Raw genomic sequence first — 26278 nt, forward strand, 5'->3', positions numbered from 1 at the left:
TTCGACAAGAATCTGGTTCTCTTTTTGTAAATCTCCACGAACTGGATGTTTTATCTTTTCAGGTAAAGACAGGACAGGGGGCGCGAAGAAGAACAATGGCAGATCCGTCTACACGAACAACCGTCACAATAGGCGATGACAAGTTTAATACTCTCGCAGTGCAGATGGGGATCACGACGCTGCACGATCACCATGGCATGCCGCAGATGGGAAGTATGGCTTTCTCTATCAGCGTTACCGTGGACATGCACGATACGGAGAACATGAAGTTCACCACGATTAATAATCTCTTCAACCTGGCGAACGGTGTTACCCACGACAAGATCAAGGACATCAAGATTGAATATTGGCAGGACGAACAAAGGGTGGATGCGCTTTGTGTCTATAGCTTCAGCGGCTGGATCTCCAGTTTCTTTACCATCAGCGGCGAACATTCGAATCATATGATCAGCCTGACGCTGCAGCCGGAACTTAATGACAAGCAGTTCGCCAAAATAGCCTTGTCCAATTAGTAGCACCCTCTATCCCGCGGCAGGTTGGAATATCGAATGCCAGTATCCCCTCAGCAGAATAGTGGCGGCAGCGAGCTCGCACACCCCTCCTCGTTGCTGCCGAACCATGGTTACGGCCCCTTTCCACGGCCGAACGACATTCGGCGCCGCGAACACCTGCAGCGCTACCATCCCATTGTCGCGGGCTCGCTCGTCGAGTCCTGGCTGGAAAGTCCCGAACCGGTCCATAACTTTCCGCAGACGCCAAAACGCCGGGAGATCTCTTTTTTGCGGCCAAACGACATTCGCCGCATCAATCATGTGCAGGGCCACCATCCTGTCGTTCCTAAAGCCCCACCTCAACGGGCCAAGACTAGCCCGCTGAAGCTGCAGCATGGAACACTTATCGGCAATTCGAAGACTAGTCCATGGTTGATTCAATGGAAGCTGAACCATGAGTCCAAGAGCGGTGGATGGATTGTTCAACACATTCAAGCCAACTTCACGGGGGCCGGCAATTTTGACTATTGGGAAGCCTGGCAAGTGCCTGCGCATTCACGGTCAACGAAGACACTGATCGTTTTCGGGTATGACGATATGTTCCGCGGCCTCACCGGCAGCCATATTCATTCGAGCGCTCGCTTTTATGACGGCCTGCAATTGCCTGGTTCCTTCACGGTCCATCCGGCGGGTTTCCCGGCAGGAGTCTTGCGCGCCACCACTGTAGATCCGCACTTGCCGCTAAAACATGCAACGGCGGCGGATAATCGAAACTGGACGTCGCCTTAAGGCAGAGCTGGAGGAGACCTATGCCGAAGAGGCCGTTCAAGATTTTCTCTATAGCTTTTTGCGTCGCATGGATGTTTTTGTCTGGAGCGGCGGGAGCAACCGGAAGACCTACTCTTATGAAACAGCTCACGGAAACGATCACGAAGGTCCAAACAGGCGACTCTCTCACCGCCCGGACGGATGCCGCCGAACACCTCGCCGATCTGACGAAAAAGGTACACCCCGATAGGGTGGACGATAAGACCCTGGCTTCGATGGTGTCTCTTCTGGACAGCCCTGAAGACTCCGTGCGGGCCTGGGTGGCGGGGGCCATCGGATTTCTTGGACCACGGGCGATCTCTGCCGCTCCTACGCTTTTAAAGTTATTGCCTGAGGCGGATTGCGTGCAGGGAGATCTGACGTCGGCGGGAGCTATCCGGCTTGCCCTTAAGAAAATTGGTGCGAAGGCTCCTCCGCAGTCAACGTGTGGAACAGCTGCGAAGTAGAGGTGCGTGGAAGGCAATTCAGTCGCTCCGGCTGCGCCTTCGCTCCAGCCTTCGGCAGAAAGGAAGGCTGGCCGAGCCTTACTCTTATGGCATGGCTGAAGCCATGCCCTTAACGAAACAGTGCCACGGCAAGCGATTCATACAGCTCGATTTCGAAGTTTGATGGCATACCTTAGCCTGGCAATCCGCTCGTTGCTGCGGGCGGTGCTGTTGGATCGGCTTTCTGAAACACCAGTGTGCTGCTGGATGTGCCGAAGGGAATGTTCTCTTTGTTGAAGGCGATGAGCACCCTGCGGCGTAGTTCGCGCAGCACACCATCGCGCTGGTTGGCGCGGACGCGCAGGTTGATGGGGTAGAGCACTTCGTGGCCGTTGATCTTATCTACGCCCAGGATCTGCGGATCGGCGATGATGACGTCGTGGAACGCCTCATCGGCCTTGAGATCGGTAGCCAGTCTTGTCAGCAGCGCCATCACTCGATCGGGGTTTACCTGTGTATCGACGCTGACCGTCAGCGTTGCGACGGAGAAGTCGCGTGACAGGTTGGAGACGGTTGCGATCTGGCTGTTCGGAACGATGTACAGGGTGCCGTCGCCGTCGCGCAGCGTGGTGCAGCGCAGGGTCAGGCTTTCGACCGTACCCTGCAGGCCTGCAACCTTTACGACGTCGCCGATGTTGTACTGATCTTCGATCAGGATGAAGACGCCGGTGAGCATGTCCTTGAAGATGGACTGTGCGCCAAAGCTGATGCCCAGGCCTATGACGCCGGCCGAGGCGATGAAGGGGGCGAGCGAGAAACCGATCGCGTCCAGGGTCTGAATAAAGATATAGAAGCCCAGCAGGCTGTAGGCGGTCGCGCGAATAATCCCGGCGGCGGTGCGCAGTTGCGCGGCCCTTTGCGAGTTTCCTACCAGGCGGTCCGCGTGTTTGCGCATGCGCTTCACGAAGAAGGAGACGACCTGCTGGAAAAATAATGCGATGATCAGGGCAAGCAGGATCTTGGGCACGCCGCGCTGGAGAAAGCTCAGGAGGTCGGTGTGCCAGCCGTCTTCCAATGTCCGAAACGGTAAAAATTTAGAAAAGGGCATGTTCAATCTCGCTCAAGGGTCTCGTGAAGAGGATACGGGAACATCGGGATCGTTAGATGCAAAACAGTTGCACAACGCCTTGAATGCAGTGCTTTTCGTTTGTGCCACCCGGGAACGGGTTTCGAGGGAGAACCAGAGGCCGGATATTTGAAGCGGCCCAGTCGAAGAACGCACTAGCCAACGCTTTCCACGGCGTGATACGAGTAGAATCTTGCAAGGATTGGAGCGGGGGAGACACTGGCTTGATACAGAAGAATATGTCCAACAGTAAGACCACAGTATCGTCGGCAGGTGAGCCTGTCGCCGCAGGTCTTTCCGCCGCGCAGTTGATCGAGTTCTACCGGCTCATGTACCTCTCGCGTCGCAGCGACGACCGCGAGATCCTGCTCAAACGGCAGCAGAAGATCTTTTTTCAGATCTCCTGCGCCGGGCATGAGGCCCTGCTGGTCGCCGCCGGCCTGGCTATGAAGCCGGGCTATGACTGGTTCTTTCCGTACTATCGTGACCGCGCCCTCTGCCTTGCGCTGGGCAATACGGTTGAGGAGCAACTGCTGCAGGCCGTAGGCGCGGCGGACGATCCCGCCAGCGGCGGACGCCAGATGCCTTCTCACTGGACGAGCCGGCGGTTGAATATCGTCTCGCCCTCCTCGTCGACCGCGACGCAGTGCCTGCACGCCGTGGGTTGTGCCGAGGCTGGGCGCTACTTCACGCAACATCCCGAGGCTGCGAAGAAGGCAGATGGGGATTATCGTGAGTTCAAGGATGTGAAGTTCCACGCCGACGAGGTTGTTTATGTGTCGATCGGCGAAGGCTCGACGAGCCAGGGCGAGTTCTGGGAGTCGTTGAATACGGCCTCCAACAGCAAGCTGCCCGTGTTGTATGTCGTCGAGGACAATGGATACGCGATCTCTACCCCGGTCGAGGCGAACACTCCCGGTGGCAATATCTCGCGGTTGATCGCAAATTTTCCGAACTTTCATTTTGCTGAAGTCGACGGCACCGATGCCGTTGCGAGCTACGAGGCGATGGTCGAAGCGGTGGCGTACTGCCGCTCGGGCAAGGGCCCGGCGCTGGTCCACGGGCATGTTGTGCGGCCGTACTCGCACTCTCTGAGCGATGACGAGCGGCATTATCGCAGCGAGGAAGAGTTGCAGGCCGATGCGCTGCGCGATCCCATCTCGCGGATGCAGATGTGGCTGCTGCGCGAGGGCATCCTCGATGCGCAGGGAATCAATGAGCTGGAGCGCAAGGTGGATGAAGAGGTGCAGCATGCCTCCGACCGTGCGCTGGCGGCGGTGCTTCCGCAGCCAGATACGATCCTGCGGCATGTGTACTCGGAAGATTTCGATCCGACGGTTGCGAGCCTTGTGCGTGAAATAGAGCCAACGGCCGACTCCAACGAGCGCACGATGCTTGACCTCATCAACGCCTGCCTGCACGACGAGATGCGGCGCGATGAGCGCATCGTCATCTTCGGCGAGGACGTTGCCGATGCGACGCGCGACAAGGAATTGCGTGCCGGGAACCTGAAGGGCAAGGGCGGCGTCTTCAAGGTCACGGCGGGACTGCAGAAAGAGTTCGGCAACGACCGCGCGTGGAACTCTCCGCTGGCCGAGGCGAACATTACCGGTCGTGCCATCGGCATGGCGGTGCGCGGGATGAAGCCGGTGGTCGAGATTCAGTTCTTCGACTACATCTGGCCGGCGATGCACCAGATGCGCAATGAACTCTCCGTGATGCGCTGGCGCTCGAACGGGCAGTTCTCCTGCCCGCTGGTGATGCGTGTACCCATTGGTGGCTATCTTACGGGTGGATCGATCTATCATTCGCAGTCGGGTGAGAGCATCTTTACGCATACGCCGGGGGTACGGGTGATTATGCCGTCGAATGCGCTCGACGCAATCGGGTTGCTGCGCACGGCGATTCGCTGCGACGACCCTGTGCTGTTTCTCGAGCACAAGCGGCTGTATCGCGAGACCTTTGGGCGGTCGGCGTATCCGGGGCCGAACTATACGATTCCGTTCGGCAAGGCGAAGACCGTGAAGGAAGGCAAGGACCTTACCGTGATTACCTATGGCGCGGTGGTGCCGAGGGCGTTGCAGGCTGCCCAGCGGATGCAGCGCGAGAAGGGCGTCGACGTTGAAGTAATCGATCTGCGCAGTCTCAGCCCCTATGACTGGGAGGCGATTGCGACCTCGGTGCGCAAGACCAGCAAGGTGATTGTGGCGCATGAGGACATGCTGAGCTGGGGCTACGGGGCGGAGATCGCCGCGCGGATTGGCGATGAGCTGTTCCACGATCTGGATGCGCCGGTACGGCGTGTTGGATCGATGGATACGTTTGTGGCGTATCAGCCGCTGCTGGAAGATGTGATCCTGCCGCAGCCAGAGCATCTGTTCCAGGCGATGAGCGATCTGGCGGCGTTTTAGGGTAGTGGGGTAGAGCGTGGCGGTCTTTTGCCTTTGCCTTTCTGGTGGTCATTCCGACCCTGAGCGAAGCCGAAGGGGAGTGAACCTGCTTCCCGCCCGAGCAGGCTAAAGTGTGTGCGCAGACAGGAACTGGAAGGACTATAGCGGCAGGGTGCCCCATCCTCGACGCACGGTTTTATCGTGCGGCAGGGTGGGGTATAGACGCTAAGCGAATCCCACAAATCTTCGAAGCGCGCTTTGCGTCGGGGGTATCGTTTGCGGTAGCAAACGACCGCACTCCTCCACCTAGGCATAGTTTCCACTACGAGCAAAAGGCGGTCGTGCTTTGCACGATACCCCACCCTGCCGCGCAAGATCGCGCGTCGAGGATGGGGCACCCGGTCGCTATAGTCCTTCCAGTTACTGTCTACCTGCATATCTGTAGTGATACAAGCAAACAGCAGGTTCGCTGGCTGCGCTCGGAATGACAACCAGAACAGCAAACGCCAAGACAAAAGCTAAGATCAAAGCGTTGGTCTATTTTTAACATTCGAATTCCACAACTGCTGATTTGAGGGCGGGTCTATGAAGGTGGCATAAGACACATCTCAGGAGAACTTCGTCATGACGACGTCATTGAAGTCTTTGGGCCCTGTATTTGAAGCGGGTAAGGCCGCTACCGTTGCTGTACTTTGCGTTTTGATGACTGTGCCACCGGCGGTCGCCGCGGTGCCGACGACGACTTCGGGGAAGGTCGCTCTGCCTGCGTCTGTTCAGAAGACACCGCTCACGCACCAGCAGAAGACGCTTCATGCGCTCAATCGCCTGACCTTCGGTCCGCGGCTCGGGGATGAGCAGGCCGTCAGCAGGATGGGTATGGAGGCCTGGTTTCAGCGTCAGCTGCATCCTGAGAACATCGACGATTCGGCCTTTGAGGCGAGGCTGAACCAGTTTCCCGCATTGAAGCTTTCGCAGGAAGAGCTGATGAGCCGCTATCCGATGCCGCAGACCGTGCGCCAGATGGCCCGCAACCATGATCCTCTGCCTGCCGATCCGGTGGAGCACGCGATCTATGCGGACGCCATCGCGTACTACGCTACCGTCGCGGCGAAAGCCGACGATAAGACTGCTGCCAAGACCGGCGAAGCGAAGGCTAATGGTGCGGCAGCAGGCGATGGCATGGGCGACGCGATGCAGGTGCAGAAAAACGCTCCCGCAAAGATGGATGATGCTTCGACCGACAACGCCATGACGGCGGACGGTACAGCGCCGAAGACCAAGGCTAACGGCAAGCGCAAGTTCAGCGGCACACCGATGTCCGACGACGAGGTAGAGGCTGTGCTGGCGCTCCAGCCGGAGCAGCGTTTTGCCAGGCTCGTTGCGATGTCTCCTGAGGAGATGATCAGTTTCCGCAGGGGCCTTAAGCCGCGCCAACAAGGCGCCTTGTTGAAGGATTTCTCACCGGAACAACGGGAGGATGTGGCTGCCATGCAGAGGCCGGAGCACATGGTGATCGCCGAAGCCCTGCAGGAGCGGCTGCTGCGCGATGTGTACTCGGAGCGGCAGCTGCAGGCTGTGATGGTGGACTTCTGGTTGAACCACTTCAGCGTCTATGTCGGGAAGAACCAGATCGAGCCGTACCTTCTGGCTTCTTATGAGCGCGATTCTGTTCTGCCGAATGCGTTGGGCAAGTTCGAAGACCTGCTCGTGGCCAATGCCAAGAGCCCGGCGATGCTGCTGTACCTGGACAATGCCCAGAGTGTCGGGCCGGATTCGAAGGCGGCGGAGCGAAGCAAGAGGATCAGTGAGGTTGCTCCTGACTCGAAGATCGCCAAGGCTGCTGCGAAGGGGTTGAACGAGAACTATGGCCGCGAGCTGATGGAGCTCCACACTCTTGGCGTGAACGGCGGCTATACCCAGCAGGATGTGATCGAGGTCGCCAAGTGCTTTACCGGCTGGACGATCGACCGTCCCTATCAGGGCGGCAGCGGCGGCTTTGTCTTTGACGACAGGCGCCATGAGCCCGGAACGAAGACCGTTCTCGGCCAGACGATTCCCGAGGGGGGCGTGAACGAGGGACTTCAGGTGTTGCACATCCTGGCTACGAGCCCGGCGACGGCGCGATTTGTTTCTACCCAGCTGGCAGTGCGCTTCGTTAGCGATACACCCTCTCCGGCGCTGGTCAATCGCATGGCTGCGACCTTCCTCAAGACAGACGGCGACATCAAGGCGGTGCTGAGTACGATGTTCCACTCGCCTGAGTTCTGGGCTCCGTCAGTGTATCGGGCAAAGGTGAAGACGCCGATCGAGTTCATGGCTTCGGCGCTGCGGGCGAGCGATGCAAACCTGGTCAATCCGGCGGTGGTGGTGCAGGCGATGAATCAGCTGGGGATGCCGATCTACGGGATGCAGACGCCGAACGGCTACTCGTGGAAGTCCGACCACTGGGTCAGCAGTAATGCTCTGGTTTCGCGCATGAACTTTGCTCTGGTGCTGAGCGGTGGCCGTGTTCCGGGGGCTCATCCGGATTGGCCGCACCTGCTGGGAGACGCGGAAGAGTCTCCAGTGGTCACGGCACCCAATTCGGCTACGGAGTTGAAGCTGGAGTCATTGTTGCTCGGACAGCCGGCAACTCCACGCACTCGTGGGACGGTGATGGAGCAGTTTACGAATCCGGATACGCAGCAAACGGCCCAGCAGAACTTTGCGATGAAGGCGAATGCGGCGGATGACATGGGAGCTTCCCTGGTGCGGATTGGCGGAAAGAAGCAGCAGGGCCAGGGACCAGGGCTGCAGTCGGGTCAGCCGGCGACGCCGCTCGCGACCATGGCGGGATTGTTGTTGGGCTCTCCTGACTTTCAGCGGAGATAACGTCGCGTTGGTGCAGAAGATGCATGGGTGCATCGAGATAGAGCTGTGCCTGAAATTCACGTAGGGCTCGACACTTCCAGACAACTTTCGTCCGGGAGTAGAGTTACTACCAGCAAGGGAAGTTGCGTCAGGGACGGCGCTTCCAGGAATCAAGGAGTTCAATCATGTCGACCAGGACGATCTATACCGATTCGAGCGATTGGGGCTGCGATATGCACGGGCGCGATCTTCCGCGGCGCAACACCGTCACGCGGCGTGGATTCATGCGCGGAGGAGCCCTGGCTCTGGTGGGTACCTCGGTCATTCCGAGCTTTCTTACGCGGTCGATCTATGCGGAGATGACCACGGCTGCCGCTAATAAGAAGAAGCTGGTTGTGATCTTCCAGCGCGGCGCCTGTGACGGCCTGAATGTTGTGGTGCCCCATGCGGAGAAGAACTACTACGCAATGCGTCCCACGATCGCGATCAAGCAGAACGAGGTGATCGACCTCAACGGGTTCTTCGGCCTGCATCCTTCGATGGCGGCGTTCAAGCCGCTCTACGATCAGGGGCACCTGGCGATCGTCCACGCTGCGGGATCGCCGGACACCACGCGGTCGCACTTCGATGCGCAGGACTATATGGAGTCGGGCACTCCGGGCGTCAAGGTGACGCAGGATGGCTGGCTGAACCGCGCGCTCCAGGACGAGAAGCTGGCGGGCAAGCCTTCGGCCTTCCGCGCCGTCGCGTTGGGAACCCAGGTTCCGCGTACTCTGCAGGGCAAGATTCCGGCCATTGCAGTCGCCAATCTGGCGGATTTTTCGGTGGCCGGCCGTGGGCCGCAGACCTCGCCGATCTCGAACGCCTTTCAGGCCATGTACGACGAGAGCTCGGATGCTGTGCTGCACGGCACGGGTGAGGAGACGTTCGAGGCCGTCAAGATGCTCAAGTCGGCCGATCCGGCACACTATCAGCCGGCGGCGGGAGTTACCTATCCCAATACGGCGTTCGGCAACAGCCTGAAGCAGGTCGCCCAGTTGCTCAAGGCGAACCTCGGGGTGGAAGCGGCGTTCTCCGACATCGGTGGCTGGGACACGCACCAGAACCAGGGTGGGGCGACCGGTCAGCTCTCCAACCGGCTGAAGGAGTTCTCCGAGACCATTGCGGCCTTCTGGAAGGACATGGGGGCCGACTCCGAGAACGTCACGCTGGTTACGATGTCCGAGTTTGGCCGTACGGCCCGGCAGAACGGCACCGGCGGAACCGACCATGGCCACGCGAACGTGATGTTCGTTCTGGGCGGCACGGTGAAGGGCGGCAAGGTCTACGGCAGGTGGCCGGGGCTCTCCAATGAACAGCTTAATGAAGGCCGCGATCTCGCTGTGACAACTGATTTTCGGAATGTTCTGGGTGAGGCTGCCTACAAAACCCTGGGATCGCGGAATATGGAAGCGGTCTTCCCCGGGGCAAAGGTCAACCCCGCAGCATTTCTTAACTTTGCGTAAGCTCCTTGTAATAAAGGGATTAAGTTGTAAAAAGAAGAGCAGGCCGGATGTCTTCGGTCTGCTCTTTTACTTTTCTTGAGGTACTTTGAGAAAATATATGGAAAGTGGAAAACTTTTTCCCAAAACTTACGTCTTATTGGATGTAACACGAAACACAATGCAGCAGCCGGCCCAGCAGTCCCCACGGTCACCGGCATCCCCTATCCGCACAACCCTCCCCACCCCTCTGTAAGGTCGCCAGAACATCGGCGGCCTTCACGCCTTTAAGGCAGAACAAGCGGCCGCAAAACCTTTGACGCAAAGGACGCAGAGAAAAGAGCCAAGTTTCGCTACGGCTGCTGTGGCGAAACTTGGCTCTCTTTGCGCCCTTTGTGTCAGGGCTCTTAGGGTTTGACTGGAAGAGTCGAGGACATCTGGGGTACGTAGGTGTCCAGAAAACGCCGGAGAGAATCGTGAAGGGCTGCCTGGTTCTGGCCGGGGGCGAGCTCGACGGTCAGCTTTGGGTTGGCGGCATTCGCTAGGTTGGCTGGGATCGGGCCGGTTGTGGAGGAGATTAATAGTTTGGGGGTAGCGAGGCTGCGCAGACGATCGGCCAGGGGGAAGCGCTCGCGGAAGAGCAGGCTGATGGGTACCATCCTCGAACGGGAGTCTTGCCGGACGCGCGCTTCGAAGTCGCCGTCGGGGTTTTGGAGAATCAGGGCGGCAAGCTCTTTGTGGTCTGTGCAGAGCTTGGCTGCCAGTGAGGCTCCAGCGCCGCTGCCATAGGCGATGACGGAGTTGCCGGGGATGCCGCGCAGGCCTGTCACATAGCTGAGTGCCGATTCAGCGTCGCCCTCCATCAAGACTTCCGTAGGGTGTTTGCCGCCGCTCCGGCCAAAGCCGCGGTAGTCGAAGAGGAGGACGTTGAGCTGGGCATCGTGGAGAGTGCGAGCATCCGTCAGGGCATCGCTCATGGAGCCCTGGCCGCTGTGGAGCATGATCACAGTCGGGTAGGAGGGCACGTCGCCGGGAATCCACCAGCCGTCGAGCTGGGGCTGGCCGCTGGCGTCCACGCCGAAGTGGACTTCCGTGAAGGCGAGGTTGAGGTCCTTTGGGGTTTGTTTGATGGTTCGTGAGGGCTGGAGCACGAGTTGCCACTGGCCATAGGAAAAGAGACCGCATACGGTGAGATAGGCGCAGACTACGGCGAAGGCGATCACTACGCCAAGTGCCTGCAGTATCCATCGCGGATCGACGACTTCAGGGGGAGCGCTGTTGGTGAAATTCGGTCGGGCCTGCGGCTTGGGCGGACGGTTCGGCATGGTTCTCCTGATCTTGTCCAGCATCTCATGGGTAAAAGAAAATGAGTGAAGGCTGAAGTAGCCGAAGGAGAGACGTGTGTCCCACTGGGTTCGGTTGTGCGGAGTGAAGGAGATTCCTGAGCCGGGAAGTGTCATGGAGGTCGAGGCGGAGGGAGTGGCGATCTGCCTGGCCAACGTTAATGGCCGTCTGGCGGCGCTGGATAACTGGTGTCCGCATCGTCGCGGGCCGCTGGGGGCGGGCTGGATTGAGGGCGAGGCGGTGGTGTGTCCCTGGCACTCGTGGGCTTTCAATACTGTTACCGGGATTGCGGAGCCGCCAGAGAGGGCCCGGGTGGACGTCATGCCTGTAAAAATTGAGAACGATGATCTCCTGGTGAATTTGGGCTAGTGAATTTGGGCGATTCTGACGTGCCGCGACTCTAGTCTGGTCCCCAATAGATTTTTAATTCAGAAAACTCTTTTACTCAGCTTTGCTTCTCATAGGATGATGGGCAGCGACGAATTCACATCGATCGCCCTGATTGGAGAATTTTTTAGATGAAGCGTACATTGCTCTCTCTCTTCGCTCTCGCCCTTTTTGCTGGTTCTTTCAGCGCCGCTGAAGCGCAGCATCATCGTCACCGTGTTTGCCACTATAGCCACCATCACCGTGTTTGCCACTGGGCGTAGTTTCGCGTCTCTAACTGTGAAGGCCCGGTCAAAAGCCGGGCCTTTTCGTTTATGCACCCCGGAGACTGATAAAATCGTTTAAATCCACTCTCCGGGGAGAGGCAATGCAAGCAATTCTCGCCCTTGAAGACGGGCGCCTCTTTCGCGGTAAGGCCTTCGGTTCGCAGGTTGAACGCGTTGGCGAGGTAGTCTTCAACACATCACTGACCGGTTACCAGGAGATCTTCACCGATCCTTCCTATGCAGGCCAGATCGTTATTTTGACGAATCCTCACATTGGGAACTATGGCACTTCTCCTTCAGATGCAGAGGCTTCTCGCCCCTATATCGAGGGATTGGTCGTGCGCGAGTTCTCTCCGGTGAGCTCGAACTGGCGTTCCACCGAGGTCGCCGACGAGTATCTGGAGCGCAATGGCGTTCCGGTGATCGCAGAGATCGACACGCGAGCCGTGGTGCGCCATCTGCGCGCCAATGGTGTCATGCGTGGAGTGATCTCAACGGCCGTCGAGGATACGGACGCGCTCGTCGCCAAGGCTCGTGCCCATAAGAAGATGGACGGCACCGACCTGGCCAGCGTCGTTTCGACGAAGAGCTCCTACACCTGGGACTCGACAGAACCGCGCAATGAGACGGGCGATTTCCTGTTGCCCTCGGACTCGGGAGCGGTGGGGCAGATGCACGTGGTCGCTTATGACTTCGGCATCAAGCAGAACATTCTGCGGATGCTCTCGCGCGAGAACTGCCGCGTGACGGTGGTGCCGGCAAAGACCTCCGCAGCCGAGGTGCTGGCGCTGGAGCCGGATGGCATCTTCTTCTCCAACGGCCCTGGAGACCCTGAGCCACTGGAGTACGCGCAGCAGAACATCCGCGACCTGCAGGGCAAGAAGCCTCTGTTTGGCATCTGCCTGGGGCACCAGTTGTTCGGCCTGGCGCTGGGCGGCAAGACCTACAAGCTGAAGTTCGGGCATCATGGCGGGAACCATCCGATCAAGAACCTCGAAACCGGCAAGGTCGAGATTACGGCGCAGAACCACAACTTCAACGTCGATCCGAAGTCGCTGCCCGATGACGTGGCGGTGACGCACATCAACCTGAACGACGACACGCTTGCCGGTCTGAAGCACAAGACCGACCCGATGTTCAGCGTGCAGTACCACCCCGAGGCAAGCCCCGGGCCGCATGATTCGCACTATTTGTTCCGGGACTTCCGTAAGATGATGGAAGAGTGGAAGAAGTAGGGTCGAAAGGGAGCACTTCGGGCTTTGAAAGGGCGCGGCTTTAGCCGCGCCGTACAGTGTAGGGAAGATGGGGCTTTAGCCCCTGAGGGAGTGTATGAGGCCAAAGCGAGAGGTTGCGACAAACAATGGGCAAACCTACTTCGTTACCTCGAACACAGCTCAGAGAAAACCATTTTTCAGACATGCTCGATGGGCCGAGTTGTTGATTGAGACGTTTTATGGATATAGGCCGGAACGGTTTCTTATCCATGGTTTTGTCGTAATGCCCGATCATTTTCATTTTTTGATGACTCCGCAGGAGACCTTGGAGCGTGCGGAGGATCATGCGTACTGTTCCGCCAATCGCCGATTTGAGCTGGATGCATTCCCTCAGGGGCTAAAGCCCCAGGTCGTTGGTGCGGTAGGCGGCGCGGCTAAAGCCGCGCCCTTTCAAAGCGCAGTAGGGCAAAGCACAGCGGCTCAAAGCGCAGCAGCGGGTGTTTTTTCAAAGCAGTCAAAGCAGATCGGTGGCGGAGTTGAAGCTCCGTCCCTTCAAAGCAGCACTATATTCTTGCGGAATTGATGAGATAAATGCCACGTAGAAACGACATCGCGAAGATTCTAGTCATCGGCTCCGGGCCGATCGTCATTGGCCAGTCCGCTGAGTTCGATTACTCCGGCACGCAGGCCTGCAAGGCTCTCAAGGCTGAGGGCTATGAGGTGGTGCTGGTGAATTCGAACCCGGCCTCCATCATGACCGATCCCGAACTTGCCGACCGCACCTACATTGAACCGTTGACTCTTAAGTATGTTGAAGAGATCCTGCGCGTCGAAGTCGAGATGATGGCGGGCAAGGAAGGCGTGTTCGCTGTGCTGCCGACCGTTGGCGGACAGACTGCGCTCAACCTTGCGGTCGATCTCGCTGATGCGGGCGTGCTCGAGAAGTATGGTGTCGAGCTTATCGGCGCGAAGCTCGAGGCCATCAAGAAGGCCGAAGATCGTCTGCTCTTCAAAGATGCGATGAACAAGATCGGTCTCGACATGCCGAAGTCGATGCTCATCAATAACCTTCGCGATGGGATTGAGTACGCCGCGAAGCTGGGCTTTCCGGTGGTCATTCGCCCCAGCTTTACGCTGGGCGGATCGGGTGGCGGCATCGCCTACAACCGCGAAGAGCTGATGGAGATTCTGTCGCGCGGTCTCGACCTTTCCCCGGTGCATGAGTGCCTGCTCGAAGAGTCGGTGCTGGGCTGGAAAGAGTATGAGCTCGAGGTGGTGCGCGACCTCAACGACAACGTCATCATCATCTGCTCGATTGAGAACTTCGATCCGATGGGCGTGCACACCGGCGACTCGATCACGGTTGCTCCCGCGCAGACACTGACCGACCGCGAATACCAGGTAATGCGCGATGCGGCGATTGCTGTTATCCGCGAGATTGGTGTCGAGACCGGCGGAAGCAACGTGCAGTTCGCGGTGAACCCGCAGAACGGCCGCATGACGGTCATCGAGATGAATCCACGCGTCTCGCGTTCGTCGGCGCTGGCGTCGAAGGCGACGGGATTCCCCATCGCCAAGATCGCCGCGCGCCTGGCCGTCGGCTACACGCTCGACGAGTTGCAGAACGACATCACAAAGGCCACACCTGCATGCTTCGAGCCGACGATCGACTACGTCGTCGTGAAGATTCCGAAGTGGCAGTTCGAGAAGTTCCCCGGCGCCGATGAGATTCTCGGGCCGCAGATGAAGTCCGTCGGCGAAGTGATGGCCATTGGCCGCACTTTCAAAGAAGCGCTGATGAAGGCTGTGCGCTCGCTCGAGACGGGCAAGAAGGGCAGTGGAGACACGATCGATCCGCGCAGACTGCGGCAGCGTCTCGTAACGCCACATCCTGAGCGTCTGGCGTATCTGCGTTATGCCTTCGATCAGGGCATGAGTGTGCGTGAGGTTGCACACTTTACTGGCATGGACCCCTGGTTCCTGCACCAGATGAAGACCATTGCGGAAGAGCTGAAGACGGTTGCGGAGAAGGGCATTGCGCTGGATGCGCATGAGCTGCACTCGGCCAAGCGCATGGGCTTGTCGGATGAGAGACTGGCTGCGGCGTTTGGGCTCAACGGCAAAGACGCAACGGCGCAGGTGCGTTCGCTGCGCGAGAAGCTCGGTGTGCGTCCGGTGTACAAGCTCGTCGATACCTGCGCGGCGGAGTTCGAAAGCCTTACGCCTTATCTCTACTCCTGCTTTGACGAAGAGGATGAGGCTGCACCCACGGCGAAGAAGAAGGTCATCATTCTCGGCTCCGGGCCGAATCGTATCGGGCAGGGTATTGAGTTCGATTACTGCTGCTGCCATGCGGCCTTCGCGCTGCGTGAAGACGGCTACGAGACCATCATGGTCAACTGCAATCCGGAGACGGTTTCGACCGACTACGATACCAGCGACCGTTTGTACTTTGAGCCGCTGACGTTTGAAGATGTGCTCGCGGTGTATGAGCACGAGGCTTCGGCGGGCGCGGAGATCGGTATGATCGTGCAGTTCGGTGGACAGACGCCGCTGAACCTGTCGCTGCCGCTGAAGGCCGCCGGTGTGCCCATCATCGGCACGTCGCCTGAGTCGATCGATCTTGCCGAGGACCGCAAGCGCTTCGGCAAGCTGATTACGGAGCTTGGTATTCCGCAGCCTGAAGGCGCGATGGCGACCAGCGTGGAAGAGGCGCTTGCCGGTGCGCGGCGCGTGGAGTACCCAGTGCTGGTGCGGCCTTCGTACGTGCTGGGCGGACGCGCGATGGTGATTGCGTATGACGACGAAGCGGTCGTCCGCTATATGTCGACGGCGATCGAGTACTCGCAGGAGCGGCCGGTTCTGATCGACCACTTCCTCGAAGATGCGCAGGAAGTCGATGTCGATGCTCTGTGTGACGGCAAGGATGTGATCATCGCCGGGATCATGCAGCACATCGAAGAGGCTGGCGTGCATTCGGGTGACTCCTCATGCGTATTGCCGGCGGTCGATCTCTCGACGGAGGTGCTCGAGACCATTCGCAGCTACACGCGGCAGCTTGCGCTGGCGTTGAATGTGATCGGTCTCGTGAATCTGCAGTTTGCGATTCAGCGTGGCAAAGTCTTTGTGATCGAAGTAAACCCGCGCGCCTCGCGCACGGTGCCGTATGTCTCAAAGGCGACGGGCATTCAGCTTGCGAAGGTAGCTTCGCGCCTGATGACAGGCCGCACACTGCGTGAGCTGCTCCCAGAGCAGCTTGCGAGCGGACGCGATCTCGGCACGGGCAATCACTTCTTCGTGAAGTCGCCGGTGTTCCCGTGGGGCAAGTTCCAGGGCGTCGATCCGGTGCTTGGGCCGGAGATGCGCTCCACCGGTGAGGTCATGGGCGTCGCTGCAACCTTCGGTGAAGCCTTTGCGAAGGCCCAGACCGCGGCTGGTCTGCATCTTCCGCGTGAGGGCACGGTCTTCTTCAGTGTGAACGAGCACGACAAGGAGTCCGTTGCGAGCCTGGCGCGTCGCTTCGTCGAGATGGGCTTCCATCTGGTAGCGACGCATGGCACCGCCGAGGTGCTTGAGGCTTCGGGCCTGCAGGTCGAGCGCGTGTACAACGTGAATGAAGGTCGACCGAACGCCGTCGATCTCCTCAAGAGCGATCGCATTCAGCTTGTGGTGAATACACCGCGCGGACAGGAGAGCGTCTTCGATGAGCAGGCGGTTCGCCGTGCTGCGGTGACCGGCCGTGTGCCGACCATTACGACGCTGGCTGCTGCACGGGCTGCGGCGGATGGAATCGAAGCGCTGCAAAAGGGCGAGTATCGTGTTGAGTCGTTGCAGGCATTGCATGCAGCACGCAAGAGTGAAGCGGTTCTGGCGTAGGTTGCGGAATGTCTGGTGAAGCTATGTTGATCGACGGAATTCATATCCCTCTGACGGTGCCGTTCTATCGCGATGGCAACAGCTATCTGCGCAAGCTGGAGCACAACGTTGGCCGCTACTCGCTGACACCTGCTGCTGGTCTGGTAGTGCTTGGACCGGGCAGCGAGGCTAGTACGCTCTCTGATGCTGAGACGGATGAGGTGCTGCAGGCTGTCGGCCAATCGGCGTCGCGCGAGAAGGTGTTGATCGCGGGGATTGCGAAGGACAGTGTGCGCCGTGCGGTGGCGATGGCGGAGAGCGCGGAACGTGCGAGCTTCGATTCGGTGCTGCTCGCCGCTCCGCACACCTTGCTGCCTGACGCTGAATTGGCACTTTTCTTCCGCGCGGTTGCGGATGCTTCGCCGCTTCCGGTGCTGCTCTGGAGCCATGCGACGGCGCCGTCCCGGCAACTGCCGATTACGTTGGTCGCTGAGTTGGCAGAGCATACCAACATTATTGGGCTGTATGACGCGGACCTCTCCGTTGAACGCTATGGTTTGATTGCCACGGCCACGGCTTCAGTGCGCCGGGATGTCACCGTGACAACGACTTTTGCCCCGGTGACACGCCGGATGGTTGTGCCTGAGAGCGGTGAAGGGCCTGCGACGTTTGTCTCAGCCGAATCTCTGGGCGGTGGCTCAGCTCTGGCCGTTGCCACGCCGAAGGCGACGATCAAGACACGCACGAAGACCGTTGGATTCCAGGTGATGGCTGCCGGAGATGCCAGTGAACTGTTGCCTCTGCTGGAGGCAGGTGTTCCGGGAGCGTTGCCGCGGCTGGCTGCATGTTCTCCGCAGGCTTGCCATGAGGTCTTTGCGGCCTTCAAGGATGGCGATCCCACGTTGTCCGCCGAGAAGGCGAAGCGGCTTCGCATGGCGGATGAGGTGATGCGGCAGCTTGGCGTTGCGGGGATCAAGTATGGCTGCGATCTGAATGGTTATTTTGGCGGATCGCCCCGGTTGCCGCGTCTGCCGTTGAATATTGAGCAGCGTGAGTTGGTGGAAGTGGCGTTGCGCGAGCTGCGGAACTAGGGCGAGTTCACCGATAGGTTGGCGTAGGCTGGAGCTACTCGACCTTGTTGTAGCGGTGGAGATGACCCGGAGTTCTGTGGTGGGCTGGTTTGCGTTCAGCTACGAGCTGCGAGGTTGCGAGCTACGAGTTGAAACGGTTCTCGTGCTGCGCGTGGGAGGGGCCGTGTACATTCCGAAGGTGAATGAAGAGAAACGGGTTCCGGTTATCCAGGCGTTGATTCAGGCTCATCCGCTCGCGTCCCTGGTAACGATGAGTTCCTCCGGTCTTTTTGCTTCGCACATTCCGATGGTGCTTGAGGCAGATGGTTCGGAGTTTGGTGTATTGAAAGGGCATATCTCACGCGCCAACACGCAGTGGCGCGACCTGACGCCGGACGTCGATGCACTAGCTATCTTTGCAGGGCCGCAACACTACATCTCGGCTTCCTGGTATCCGGGCAAGCACGAGCATGGTAAGGAAGTGCCTACCTGGAACTACGCCGTTGTTCATGCCTACGGGCCGCTGAGGGTGATTCATGAAGCCGATTGGCTGTTGAAGCACCTGGAGGGGTTAACCGATATTCATGAGGCAGCATCGCCCGTTCCATGGAAGGTCAGCGATGCTCCTGAGGCGTTTATTCAGACCTTGCTGAATGGAATCGTAGGATTTGAACTACCAATCCGGCGGCTTGAGGGCAAGTGGAAGGTGAGCCAGAACCGCAATGAGCGCGACCGCAGCGCCGTGGTTGAAGGTCTCGATGCGCTCAACACTCCTGAGAGCCTGGCGATGAAGGCGCTTGTCGAAAAGATTTAGCTTTACCGCGGGTGTACTGTGTTTTGCAGTCAGTCTTGCTGGTGAAGTGCCGATAAGGACATCCGGAATTTTGTGGTGGGGCTGGTTTGCGTTCAGCTACGAGCTGCGAGGTTGCGAGCTACGAGTTGAAACGGTTTTCTTTTGCCATCTTGCTGAAGCGCAGTGTAACTTGTGCAAGTACAGACCACGATTCAAAAGAGGGATTCCAGCATGAAAGTGATTGCGCTTCGACTTGTCGCGGTTCTGCTGTTCGCAATTGGGGTGCTTCAGGCACAGGCGCAAGATATCTCAGGAAACTGGCAGGGCACTCTGCAGGCGGGTAAAGGTCTGCGGATCCTCCTGAAGATATCCAAGGCGGACACTGCTGGATGGAAGGGTGTGATGTACAGCATCGACCAGGGTGGCACCCCTATCAATGTCACCTCCGTAACGGTGGACAAGCTGAACTTTGGTTTCACCGTCAAGCTTCTGGATCTGACTTACGCCGGAACGCTTAATCCCGATGGAACCTCGATCGAGGGTAACTCGACGCAAAACGGTACGGCGCATGTGCTCAACTTCACCCACGTCACTGCGGAAAATACATGGGCCATTCCCGAGCCACCGAAGTCTATGCCGACGGACGCAAAGCCAAAGTTTGATGTGGTGACCGTGAAGCCGAGCGACCCAAACAAGCCCGGGAAGTTATTTACGATTCGTGGGCGGCAGATCTTAACGATCAATACCACGGTCAACGATCTCATTACTTTCGGTTATTCTCTGCAGACAAAAGAGATCTTGAACGCGCCCTCATGGATGGACGAAAAGTACGACGTCGACGGCGTGCCGGACGTAGAAGGCCAGCCGAATATTCAGCAGATGCGATTGCTGATACAGGATGCCCTGGTGGCGCGGTTTGGACTGAAGTTCCATACCGAGCAGCGGGAGATGACGGCCTATGTTTTAACCGTGGCCAAGGGCGGGCCGAAGCTCACTCTGACTTCCGATCGGCCAAACTCGCCGGGAGATTTCATCTTCGGCGGTCTGGGCAAACTAAGAGTGACCAATGCCACCATGAAAGACTTCTCCCACGGCATGCAGGAGGCGGTAATGGACAAGCCGGTGGTGGATCAGACTGGATTGACCGAGCGGTATGACTTCAACCTGAACTGGACGCCTGACCAATCTCAGTTTGCGTCGTTCGGCGCGCATATCCCTCTGCCGAATCCTGATGATCCGAATGCCTTGCCTAGCCTCTTTACCGCATTGCAGGAACAGGTGGGTTTGAAGATGGATGTGACGAAGGCGAAGGTTGACGTGATGGTGGTCGATCACATCGAAAAGCCTTCCGCGAACTGACGCGCCCTTAGCCTCGCCTGTATCTCCGTAGGGAGATACAGGCTATCTCTCAGCTAAGACCCAGCACTTGAAACTCCCCCTCGTATCCCTCCATCTCTTCCTCGACTTCCTCGGATCCGGTGCGCAGCACATTCAGTGTTGCGTGAATCACTATCGTCGTGAGTCCGAGTAGCAGAAGCTTTGGCAGGTTCTTTTCCAGCAGTATTTCCAGGTGAATCATGCCGAAGATGAACGGTGGAAACACTCCGATATAGAGCGTAAGCATCAATGGAAAACTAGTTCTTCCTGGCATCCTCGGCTGGTTGAACGGAACGCTCTGCTGAAAGAAGAAGAACCCATCTGTCAGCAGGAGACAAAGGCATAGACCGCACACGATCTGCACCAGCAGATGCGGCAGATCCCAACCCGCTACACGCAAGGCAGCTACGATGCAGCACATCACACCGGTAGCGTACAAAAACACCCACTTGCGTCCTGCGGCTGTGCACTCGCTGATAGCCACACCCGTAATCCGAAAGACCCACCTTGCCGGCAGATTCAGAGGAAACGCAAAAGCCGTGCGCAGGCCGGCAATCACCCAGAACAACAAAAGAGGCATGATGGCATGCAGACCCTCATCGGAGAGGGCTGGCTGAATCGTCCCGCCATTCGCAGGAAACCTCACTGCGGAGGCTACAGCCAGTGCGAGACCTGTTCCACCGTACATCGCCAGGTAGACCTGGTAACGATTGTTTCGCGCCATCGTCTGCCCGATAAAGTGAAACGCCGCACGTTCTCCCGGCCGCCGAATCACCCCATGCACCAGACGAGTCCACCAACGCGATGGAGACCTCCGTCTGCCTGAACCTCCCTCTACGGCCATCCTACGCATCCGAGCCCATGCCAGTGGATAGGTCAGCAGGACCACCAACGCCACTGTCAATGTTCCGCGAAGCGCATACCGTGTCATCTCGTGCGCGAACGCCGGTGCGGCGTCTCCGTGAAGCAGTTGCTCGTACAAGCCGAGGAACCAAAGCGGCGGCAGCCACCGAGCTATCCTCAGCGGCTCCGATAGCAGTATCTGCATGGAATCGCCATAGCGCGCATAGTGCAGTATCAGCAGCACCAACGCCATTACGGACAGCATCTGCATGATCGGCGAAGCCACGCGAAACCGTGCGGCATCCAGCACGCAAAGCAGCACCCCGCCCAGCGCCAGAAACAGCAACGCTGCAAAGACTCCTGCCAGCAACACCGCAGCGCTATGCGCGTACAGGTGCCGGAAGAAATCACCTTTGCTTATCCCGGGCAACATCACCGCTCCAAAGAGGTTGCCGCCGATCAGAAACAGCGTCAAAAAAGCAATCAACGCAGCCGCCTTCGCCGCTAACATCTGCATCGGCTTCAGAGACAGGGGTGAAAGGACCAGAAAGTCCAGCCGGTCGGGAAACAGCATCTCCCACTCAAAGATCGACACCGCTCCCATCACCACAAACGAAAACATCACGAAGAAGTACTGGTCCCCAATCGCACCCCATAGGGGCCGCGGATATTGGTTCTGCAGAAAGAATGCAAACATCAGCCCCGGGATAGCCACAATCGCAAGGGCACGCACCACGGTGGTTTGCGTATCTCCATCTACCTGGAGGGTGTCATTGTCGAAGAAGCGCCGGAAGAAATGTTCGATCAGCACACGGGACACACCGTATCTCTTATCCATGGCTCACCTTCATGGTGTTCACCATCTCTTGCGCTACTTGCCCGGTGTCCGTCTGCTGCACCAGTTGCGCAAACACGCTCTCCAGCGTCGGCAACTCCAGCAACCGGGTCAGATCGCGAGGCGCAGCATCGGCAACTACGTTGCCCTTTGACAGCACGATGACGCGATCACATACTCGCTCCACCACTTCCAGTACATGCGAGATATAAAGGATGGCCTTGCCCTCGCGTGCCAGTAGCACTAACAAGTCCTTGAACAGCCGTGCCGAAACCGCGTCCAGTCCCGATAGCGGCTCGTCAAAGACAATCAGCTTCGGGTCATGCAACAGTGCCGCTGCAATCAGCACTCGCTGCTTCATTCCCTTCGAATAGTCCGACAGCGCTGAGTATTGCGCTGCTTCCAGAGACAGAAGTTGCAGCAGCTCCCGCGCCTTGCGCTCGATCAGATTCTCCTGCATCCCGCGCAATCGTCCGATCAACTGCAGGTACTCCAGCCCTGAAAGATGGGTGTACACCTGTGCTTCCTCAGGAACATACCCGAGCTGTGCTCGATACGACGCCAGATCGTCGTGGATATTCTTTCCGGCGAAGAGAACCCTCCCCTTCGTCGGCTGGATCATCCCGATTACCATCTTTACGGTTGTGGATTTGCCTGATCCATTGGGTCCCAGGTATCCGAGAACTTCACCCTCTCTCAGGACGAAGCTCACATCTTCCACGGCAGGAATACTGCGATAGCTCTTCGACACATTTTTGAGTTCCAGCATGACCGCCACCCCTATGTAGTGTACTACATCGTGATAGCATACTACATAGTTTATGAGTACCCCTCGTCTCTCCCATAGCGCGGCTCTCATCCTCAAGACACTCAGCCTCGGCTACTGCTTCGGCTTCGATGTCATGGAGGTCACCGGTCTGCCCAGCGGCACGGTGTATCCGGCACTCCGCCGTCTCGAGCGCGACGAGCTTGTTACCTCCAAGTGGGAAGCAGAAGAAGAAGCCGCGACCAACCAGCGTCCGGCCCGCCGTTACTATGAGGTCACGCGCGAAGGCAAAGCCGCCGCGCTCGCTGCTACTGAGAGATATCCACTTCTTGCCCGCCTTGTTTCGGAGAAGCACTCATGAGCCATGCACTCCCTTCGCCTCTGCCGCTCTTCGATCGAATCCTCCTGCGCATCCTGGGGAAGGCCGTTCCCGCTGCCGAACGCGAAGAGTGGTTCCACACCTGGCAAGCTGAGCTTTGGCATATTCACCATCGGACTCGGAACCCTCGTTCCCAGGCCTTGGGTATCACGGTCGATCTTTCGATTGGTCTCATGCGTGATGCTCTCTGGCTCCGCACCGATAGCTGGAGACGCGCCCTAAGCGGTACAGCCATTCTTTGCCTCTCCTCGCTCTTTGCTCTTTGCCTGCTTTCCGCGCTGGCCTCCCTGGCGCTTAACGGAGGTTGGCATGCGCTCAGTCTCAATCTTGGCGGCCCCTTCAAGCGTTTCCTCATCGAAACGCCCCTCGTGGCCTTTGTCACGTTTGCTACGGCCTCACGCAGACATGTCAAGCCCAGTGCAACGGGTAAAACAATGTACTGGATCAAGCGGCAGCTCTTCTTCGCCGCAAAGGCAACGCTCGTTCTGGTGCTCTCCTTTCTGTTGAGCACCGATGTTTGCCAGCCTCTTCATGCGTCTCTGCCTGTTACGGCAGACCTGGTTCAAGTGCTTATTTCCGTCTGCATCTCCCTGGTTGGCCTGCGCTGGGCCTTCCACGATCAGGGGCAGCGTTGCAATCAATGTCTCCGCGTGCTTTCCACACCTGCGCGTGTAGGCCGTCCCTCGCATAATCTTCTTGAGTGGAACGGCAACGAGCTGGTCTGCCGGCAAGGTCATGGCATGCTCAGCATTCCAGAGATGGAGACGAGCTGGTGCCGGTCGAGCGAGTGGATCACGCAAAATCCCGGGTGGGATCGGGTCGCTAATATCTAGCTAGAGTTTCTCTGGATATTTGCTATTCCGCTGCGTGGTCATTGATCTTTTTGGGCGGAGCAGCGGGCTTTAGCCCTGGTTCTCACCTTGGAACCATGCAGGTTTGGGATCGACCATCTCTGGCCTTGTGGCCGAGGTATAGGCATATTCGTGGGCGTGGGTTGCAAGGTGGGCACGCACAGGATTTTGTTCAATGTATTGCCGGCATGTATCGAAGGACATTCCATCAAGGATGCGCCTGTCATAATAGCCGCGCTCCCAGACCTCCAGCTTGTGCTTTAACCGGAAGGAGAAACCGCCCTTGATGAGCTGTACCGTTTTTTCCAATGGAGTGTCCGGCGCGGGAGTTGGCAGGAGATAAACGTGATCCGGCATTACGACGAAACAATAAAGTTCGAATTTTTGTTTCAGACGGTAGGTTTGGATGGTGTCAATAAAAAGTTCGGCGGTTGCCGTGACCTGGAATAGGCTGCGCCTGCCTGCGGTGATAGCCGTCAGAGAGTAGGTCCGCATCTCTTGTGGGGCGCGTTTCATCTTAGGCAGCATACACGAAGAGCCCAGGGCTAAAGCCCTTTTTGTGGGTGGGCAGTTACCGCGGGCTAAAGCCCGCTGCTCCGCCCAAGAGCAACAACAAAAGCAACGACAAGAGCAAAGGCAGAGTCAGAGTCATAACAAGAGCAATGATCAGAGGAACAGCCCTAGGCCAAAGCAAAGGTAGCAATATGAGCAAGAGCAGAGGCAATAGAAAAGGGCTGAAGACCGGATCTATTCGTGAATGCCACGATAGGTCGAGCCTTCAGCCCTCTTCTATTGCCCCGCTTTTACCGGCGCGGTGTAATTGGTACGCCCATGCCGTTGAGTTTGCTGCGGGCCTGGGAGGCTTCCGGAGATTGAGGGAAGCGCTGGATCAGCGAACGCAGTTCGCGGATACCGGCATCGTTCTGCTTCATGGCGAGCAGGGCCTCACCCTTGTGCAGGTGGGCGGCCGGGATCTTGGCGTTGTCCGGGTAGCGTTCGAGCAGGTGGTCGTAGCTCTTGACCGCCGCTGTCGGCTTCTGGGTCTTGCTGTTGATCTCGCCGATGTAGAAGTAGGCGTTGCCGGCGAGGTTATCGTCCGGGTAGGCCTTGATGAGATCGTTGAACTCCGACGAGGCGAGATCGTACTTGGCTCCCATGTAGTCGCTGTAGGCGGTGCGATACATATCGGCTACCGGAGGAGCATCGGAGGCTGAGGGCTTGGCGTCGGGCCTCGTGATCGGTGCGGCGGGCTGATCGGCGGGGCCGCCGTTGTCGCTCGGTGCTGTGGGGGGGATGACGGTGGAAGGCTGGGGCTGGGCTGCTGCCGGTGCGCCGGTTCCCTGGGGCAGATTGCCGAGGATGGCGTTCGCCGACTGCTGCTGGTTCTGGATGTCGCTCAGCGTCTTTTCCATGCGCGCCATGCGGGCCTTCAGCTCGTCGAGCGTGTCATTGAGAGATTGAACCTGGCCGGAGAGCTGATCGGACTTCGCGCCCGCTGCCTCCTGCTGGTTTTGCAGTCGCAGCTCCATCCCATTGACGGCCACAGACATTTTGTTCACAGCATCGGCAGTCTGCTGGACGAGGTCTTTCATGACGCCCATGCGCTCGTCATTGGATTGCTGCAGCCGCGCGACGGCGTCCTGCAACTGTTGAATCTGCGTCTGCAACTGGATCATGTCCTTGCTCACAGCGTGGGCGGGCAGACTCGAAAGCCCTGCAAAGAGCAGGGCCACAGCAGCGAAGCGTACAGGACGTGAATGGAACATGGGGTGCAATCTCCTCAGGCTGAGATGGTCGGGGAACGGCAAACGCCGCGCAGGAGGATAAGGCAAGATCCTGCGCGGCGTCTGTCCCGATCGTTACTTGTCGAGCGTGAACTGGGCGCGGCGATTCTGCTGCCAGCAGCTCTCGTTCTCTTCGGTGCAGAACTGCTTCTCTTTACCGTAGCTTACGACACGCAGGCGGTTAGCTGAGACACCCGCGCTGACCAGTGCTGTCTTTGCGGCATTGGCGCGGTTTTCGCCGAGCGTGATGTTGTACTCGGCTGAGCCGCGGTCATCGCAGTAGCCACCGATCAGAACCTTGATCGCGGGATGTGCGTTGAGGTAGCTGGCAGCGTGCATCACCGAGGACTGGGCGTCGGGGCGCAGATCGAAGCTGTCATAGTCGTAGAACAGATCCTGCACGTTCTGGTGGAAGGCGGCTTCAGAACCCATGTCGCCATCGGTGTTGTTATCGGCTCCCATGCTGGGGACGACAGGAACGCGCACGGTGACGCGGACATTGGCTTCGGTCACGCCGCCGTCACCCTTGGCGATCAGGTGGAAGTTGGTCGAGTTCGAAGGCGAGACGGTCTGGGTGCCGTTGATGGGCAACTGTCCAATGCCGTCGATGGTGACGCTGGTGGCGTTGGTGGTGCGCCAGTTCAAGACGACGGACTGGCCGAGATCGATGGACGGCGGATCTGCGGTGAGCGAGGCGGTCGGCGCGGGGCCTCCCGAGTTGTCAGGAGCACCTGCGTTCGCGGGAATGGCGGACGCGTGATCGTGGTGGCAGCCTGTGATGGTGAGGAGCGCGAACGTGGCACCTAGCAGCGTCGCTTTCCAGATGTTTGATTGGCTTGAGATCATGGTCGTCCTCTTTCTTTGGTAAACCTTCTGTAATCTTATGCTTCACTAGTCGAAAACTACTGGTATCGCAGTTAATA

At 58.3% G+C, this 26278-nt stretch carries 21 protein-coding genes; 14 read left to right on the forward strand and 7 right to left on the reverse strand.

The features are described from left to right. Positions 1 to 95: 95 nt before the first annotated feature. The 3 genes from HDF15_RS19560 to HDF15_RS19570 all read left to right on the forward strand — a co-directional run bounded on the left by HDF15_RS19560 (position 96) and on the right by HDF15_RS19570 (position 1765). Positions 96 to 512, forward strand: coding sequence for a hypothetical protein (locus HDF15_RS19560; RefSeq protein WP_184258607.1), 417 nt, complete (start codon positions 96 to 98; stop codon positions 510 to 512). 36 nt (positions 513 to 548) lie between these two features. Further along, positions 549 to 1280, forward strand: a complete 732-nt coding sequence (locus HDF15_RS19565; RefSeq protein ID WP_184258609.1) for a hypothetical protein — start codon at positions 549 to 551, stop codon at positions 1278 to 1280. Between the two features lie 116 nt (positions 1281 to 1396). Continuing rightward, positions 1397 to 1765 (forward strand): hypothetical protein, encoded by a 369-nt coding sequence (locus HDF15_RS19570; protein WP_184258611.1) that lies wholly within the window; start codon positions 1397 to 1399, stop codon positions 1763 to 1765. Positions 1766 to 1937: 172 nt separating this feature from the next. Here HDF15_RS19570 and HDF15_RS19575 read toward each other — a convergent pair whose 3' ends face one another. After that, the gene (locus HDF15_RS19575; protein ID WP_184258613.1) at positions 1938 to 2852 is read right to left on the reverse strand and encodes a mechanosensitive ion channel family protein; all 915 of its coding nucleotides are present in this window, start codon (positions 2850 to 2852) and stop codon (positions 1938 to 1940) included. Positions 2853 to 3109: 257 nt separating this feature from the next. Between HDF15_RS19575 and HDF15_RS19580 the strand changes: the two genes are divergently transcribed. From HDF15_RS19580 to HDF15_RS19590, 3 genes are all read left to right on the forward strand, one after another. After that, entirely contained in the window at positions 3110 to 5281 is a 2172-nt protein-coding gene (locus HDF15_RS19580) for a thiamine pyrophosphate-dependent enzyme (protein WP_184258615.1), read from the forward strand. Between the two features lie 603 nt (positions 5282 to 5884). Further along, positions 5885 to 8131, forward strand: coding sequence for a DUF1800 domain-containing protein (locus HDF15_RS19585; RefSeq protein WP_184258617.1), 2247 nt, complete (start codon positions 5885 to 5887; stop codon positions 8129 to 8131). A 164-nt stretch (positions 8132 to 8295) separates the two neighbouring features. Then, on the forward strand, positions 8296 to 9615 hold the full coding sequence (locus tag HDF15_RS19590; protein ID WP_260331194.1) for a DUF1501 domain-containing protein: 1320 nt from the start codon (positions 8296 to 8298) through the stop codon (positions 9613 to 9615). Positions 9616 to 9998: 383 nt separating this feature from the next. Here HDF15_RS19590 and HDF15_RS19595 read toward each other — a convergent pair whose 3' ends face one another. After that, positions 9999 to 10916 (reverse strand): alpha/beta hydrolase, encoded by a 918-nt coding sequence (locus tag HDF15_RS19595; RefSeq protein ID WP_184258619.1) that lies wholly within the window; start codon positions 10914 to 10916, stop codon positions 9999 to 10001. 76 nt (positions 10917 to 10992) lie between these two features. Between HDF15_RS19595 and HDF15_RS19600 the strand changes: the two genes are divergently transcribed. The 6 genes from HDF15_RS19600 (at position 10993) to HDF15_RS19625 (ending at position 19879) form a co-directional block, all read left to right on the forward strand. Beyond that, complete coding sequence (locus HDF15_RS19600; RefSeq protein WP_184258622.1) at positions 10993 to 11304, forward strand: Rieske (2Fe-2S) protein; 312 nt, start codon at positions 10993 to 10995, stop codon at positions 11302 to 11304. Positions 11305 to 11689: 385 nt separating this feature from the next. Continuing rightward, positions 11690 to 12823 carry a glutamine-hydrolyzing carbamoyl-phosphate synthase small subunit gene (carA, locus tag HDF15_RS19605; protein WP_184258624.1) on the forward strand — a complete coding sequence of 378 codons (1134 nt, stop codon included), beginning with the start codon at positions 11690 to 11692 and terminating at the stop codon, positions 12821 to 12823. A 570-nt stretch (positions 12824 to 13393) separates the two neighbouring features. After that, positions 13394 to 16678 (forward strand): carbamoyl-phosphate synthase large subunit, encoded by a 3285-nt coding sequence (gene carB, locus HDF15_RS19610; protein ID WP_184258626.1) that lies wholly within the window; start codon positions 13394 to 13396, stop codon positions 16676 to 16678. Between the two features lie 8 nt (positions 16679 to 16686). Beyond that, positions 16687 to 17748 carry a dihydrodipicolinate synthase family protein gene (locus tag HDF15_RS19615; protein ID WP_184258627.1) on the forward strand — a complete coding sequence of 354 codons (1062 nt, stop codon included), beginning with the start codon at positions 16687 to 16689 and terminating at the stop codon, positions 17746 to 17748. 61 nt (positions 17749 to 17809) lie between these two features. After that, a complete protein-coding gene (locus HDF15_RS19620) occupies positions 17810 to 18541 on the forward strand; it encodes an FMN-binding negative transcriptional regulator (RefSeq protein WP_260331195.1) in 732 nt (243 codons plus the stop codon). A 210-nt stretch (positions 18542 to 18751) separates the two neighbouring features. Beyond that, complete coding sequence (locus HDF15_RS19625; protein ID WP_184258629.1) at positions 18752 to 19879, forward strand: TIGR03435 family protein; 1128 nt, start codon at positions 18752 to 18754, stop codon at positions 19877 to 19879. A gap of 49 nt (positions 19880 to 19928) precedes the next feature. Here the strand turns inward: HDF15_RS19625 and HDF15_RS19630 are convergent, their stop codons facing one another. After that, positions 19929 to 21578, reverse strand: coding sequence for a hypothetical protein (locus HDF15_RS19630; protein ID WP_184258631.1), 1650 nt, complete (start codon positions 21576 to 21578; stop codon positions 19929 to 19931). Then, positions 21571 to 22344 (reverse strand): ABC transporter ATP-binding protein, encoded by a 774-nt coding sequence (locus HDF15_RS19635; RefSeq protein WP_184258633.1) that lies wholly within the window; start codon positions 22342 to 22344, stop codon positions 21571 to 21573. Before HDF15_RS19635 ends, HDF15_RS19630 begins: the two co-directional genes overlap by 8 nt. A 52-nt stretch (positions 22345 to 22396) precedes the next feature. Here HDF15_RS19635 and HDF15_RS19640 point away from each other — a divergent pair, with 52 nt between their 5' ends. Together HDF15_RS19640 and HDF15_RS19645 are read left to right on the forward strand one after the other, a co-directional pair. After that, positions 22397 to 22702 carry a PadR family transcriptional regulator gene (locus HDF15_RS19640; protein ID WP_014264557.1) on the forward strand — a complete coding sequence of 102 codons (306 nt, stop codon included), beginning with the start codon at positions 22397 to 22399 and terminating at the stop codon, positions 22700 to 22702. Next, positions 22699 to 23553, forward strand: coding sequence for a hypothetical protein (locus HDF15_RS19645; protein ID WP_184258635.1), 855 nt, complete (start codon positions 22699 to 22701; stop codon positions 23551 to 23553). The genes HDF15_RS19640 and HDF15_RS19645 overlap by 4 nt, the downstream gene beginning before the upstream one ends. A 69-nt stretch (positions 23554 to 23622) precedes the next feature. Here HDF15_RS19645 and HDF15_RS19650 read toward each other — a convergent pair whose 3' ends face one another. From HDF15_RS19650 to HDF15_RS19660, 3 genes are all read right to left on the reverse strand, one after another. Next, positions 23623 to 24087 carry an REP-associated tyrosine transposase gene (locus HDF15_RS19650; RefSeq protein ID WP_184258637.1) on the reverse strand — a complete coding sequence of 155 codons (465 nt, stop codon included), beginning with the start codon at positions 24085 to 24087 and terminating at the stop codon, positions 23623 to 23625. Between the two features lie 287 nt (positions 24088 to 24374). Then, on the reverse strand, positions 24375 to 25337 hold the full coding sequence (locus HDF15_RS19655) for a tetratricopeptide repeat protein (protein WP_184258639.1): 963 nt from the start codon (positions 25335 to 25337) through the stop codon (positions 24375 to 24377). 93 nt (positions 25338 to 25430) lie between these two features. After that, positions 25431 to 26201 (reverse strand): OmpA family protein, encoded by a 771-nt coding sequence (locus HDF15_RS19660; protein ID WP_184258641.1) that lies wholly within the window; start codon positions 26199 to 26201, stop codon positions 25431 to 25433. Positions 26202 to 26278 lie beyond the last annotated feature (77 nt).

The organism is Granulicella mallensis (assembly GCF_014203225.1).
Lineage (GTDB): Bacteria > Acidobacteriota > Terriglobia > Terriglobales > Acidobacteriaceae > Granulicella > Granulicella mallensis_A.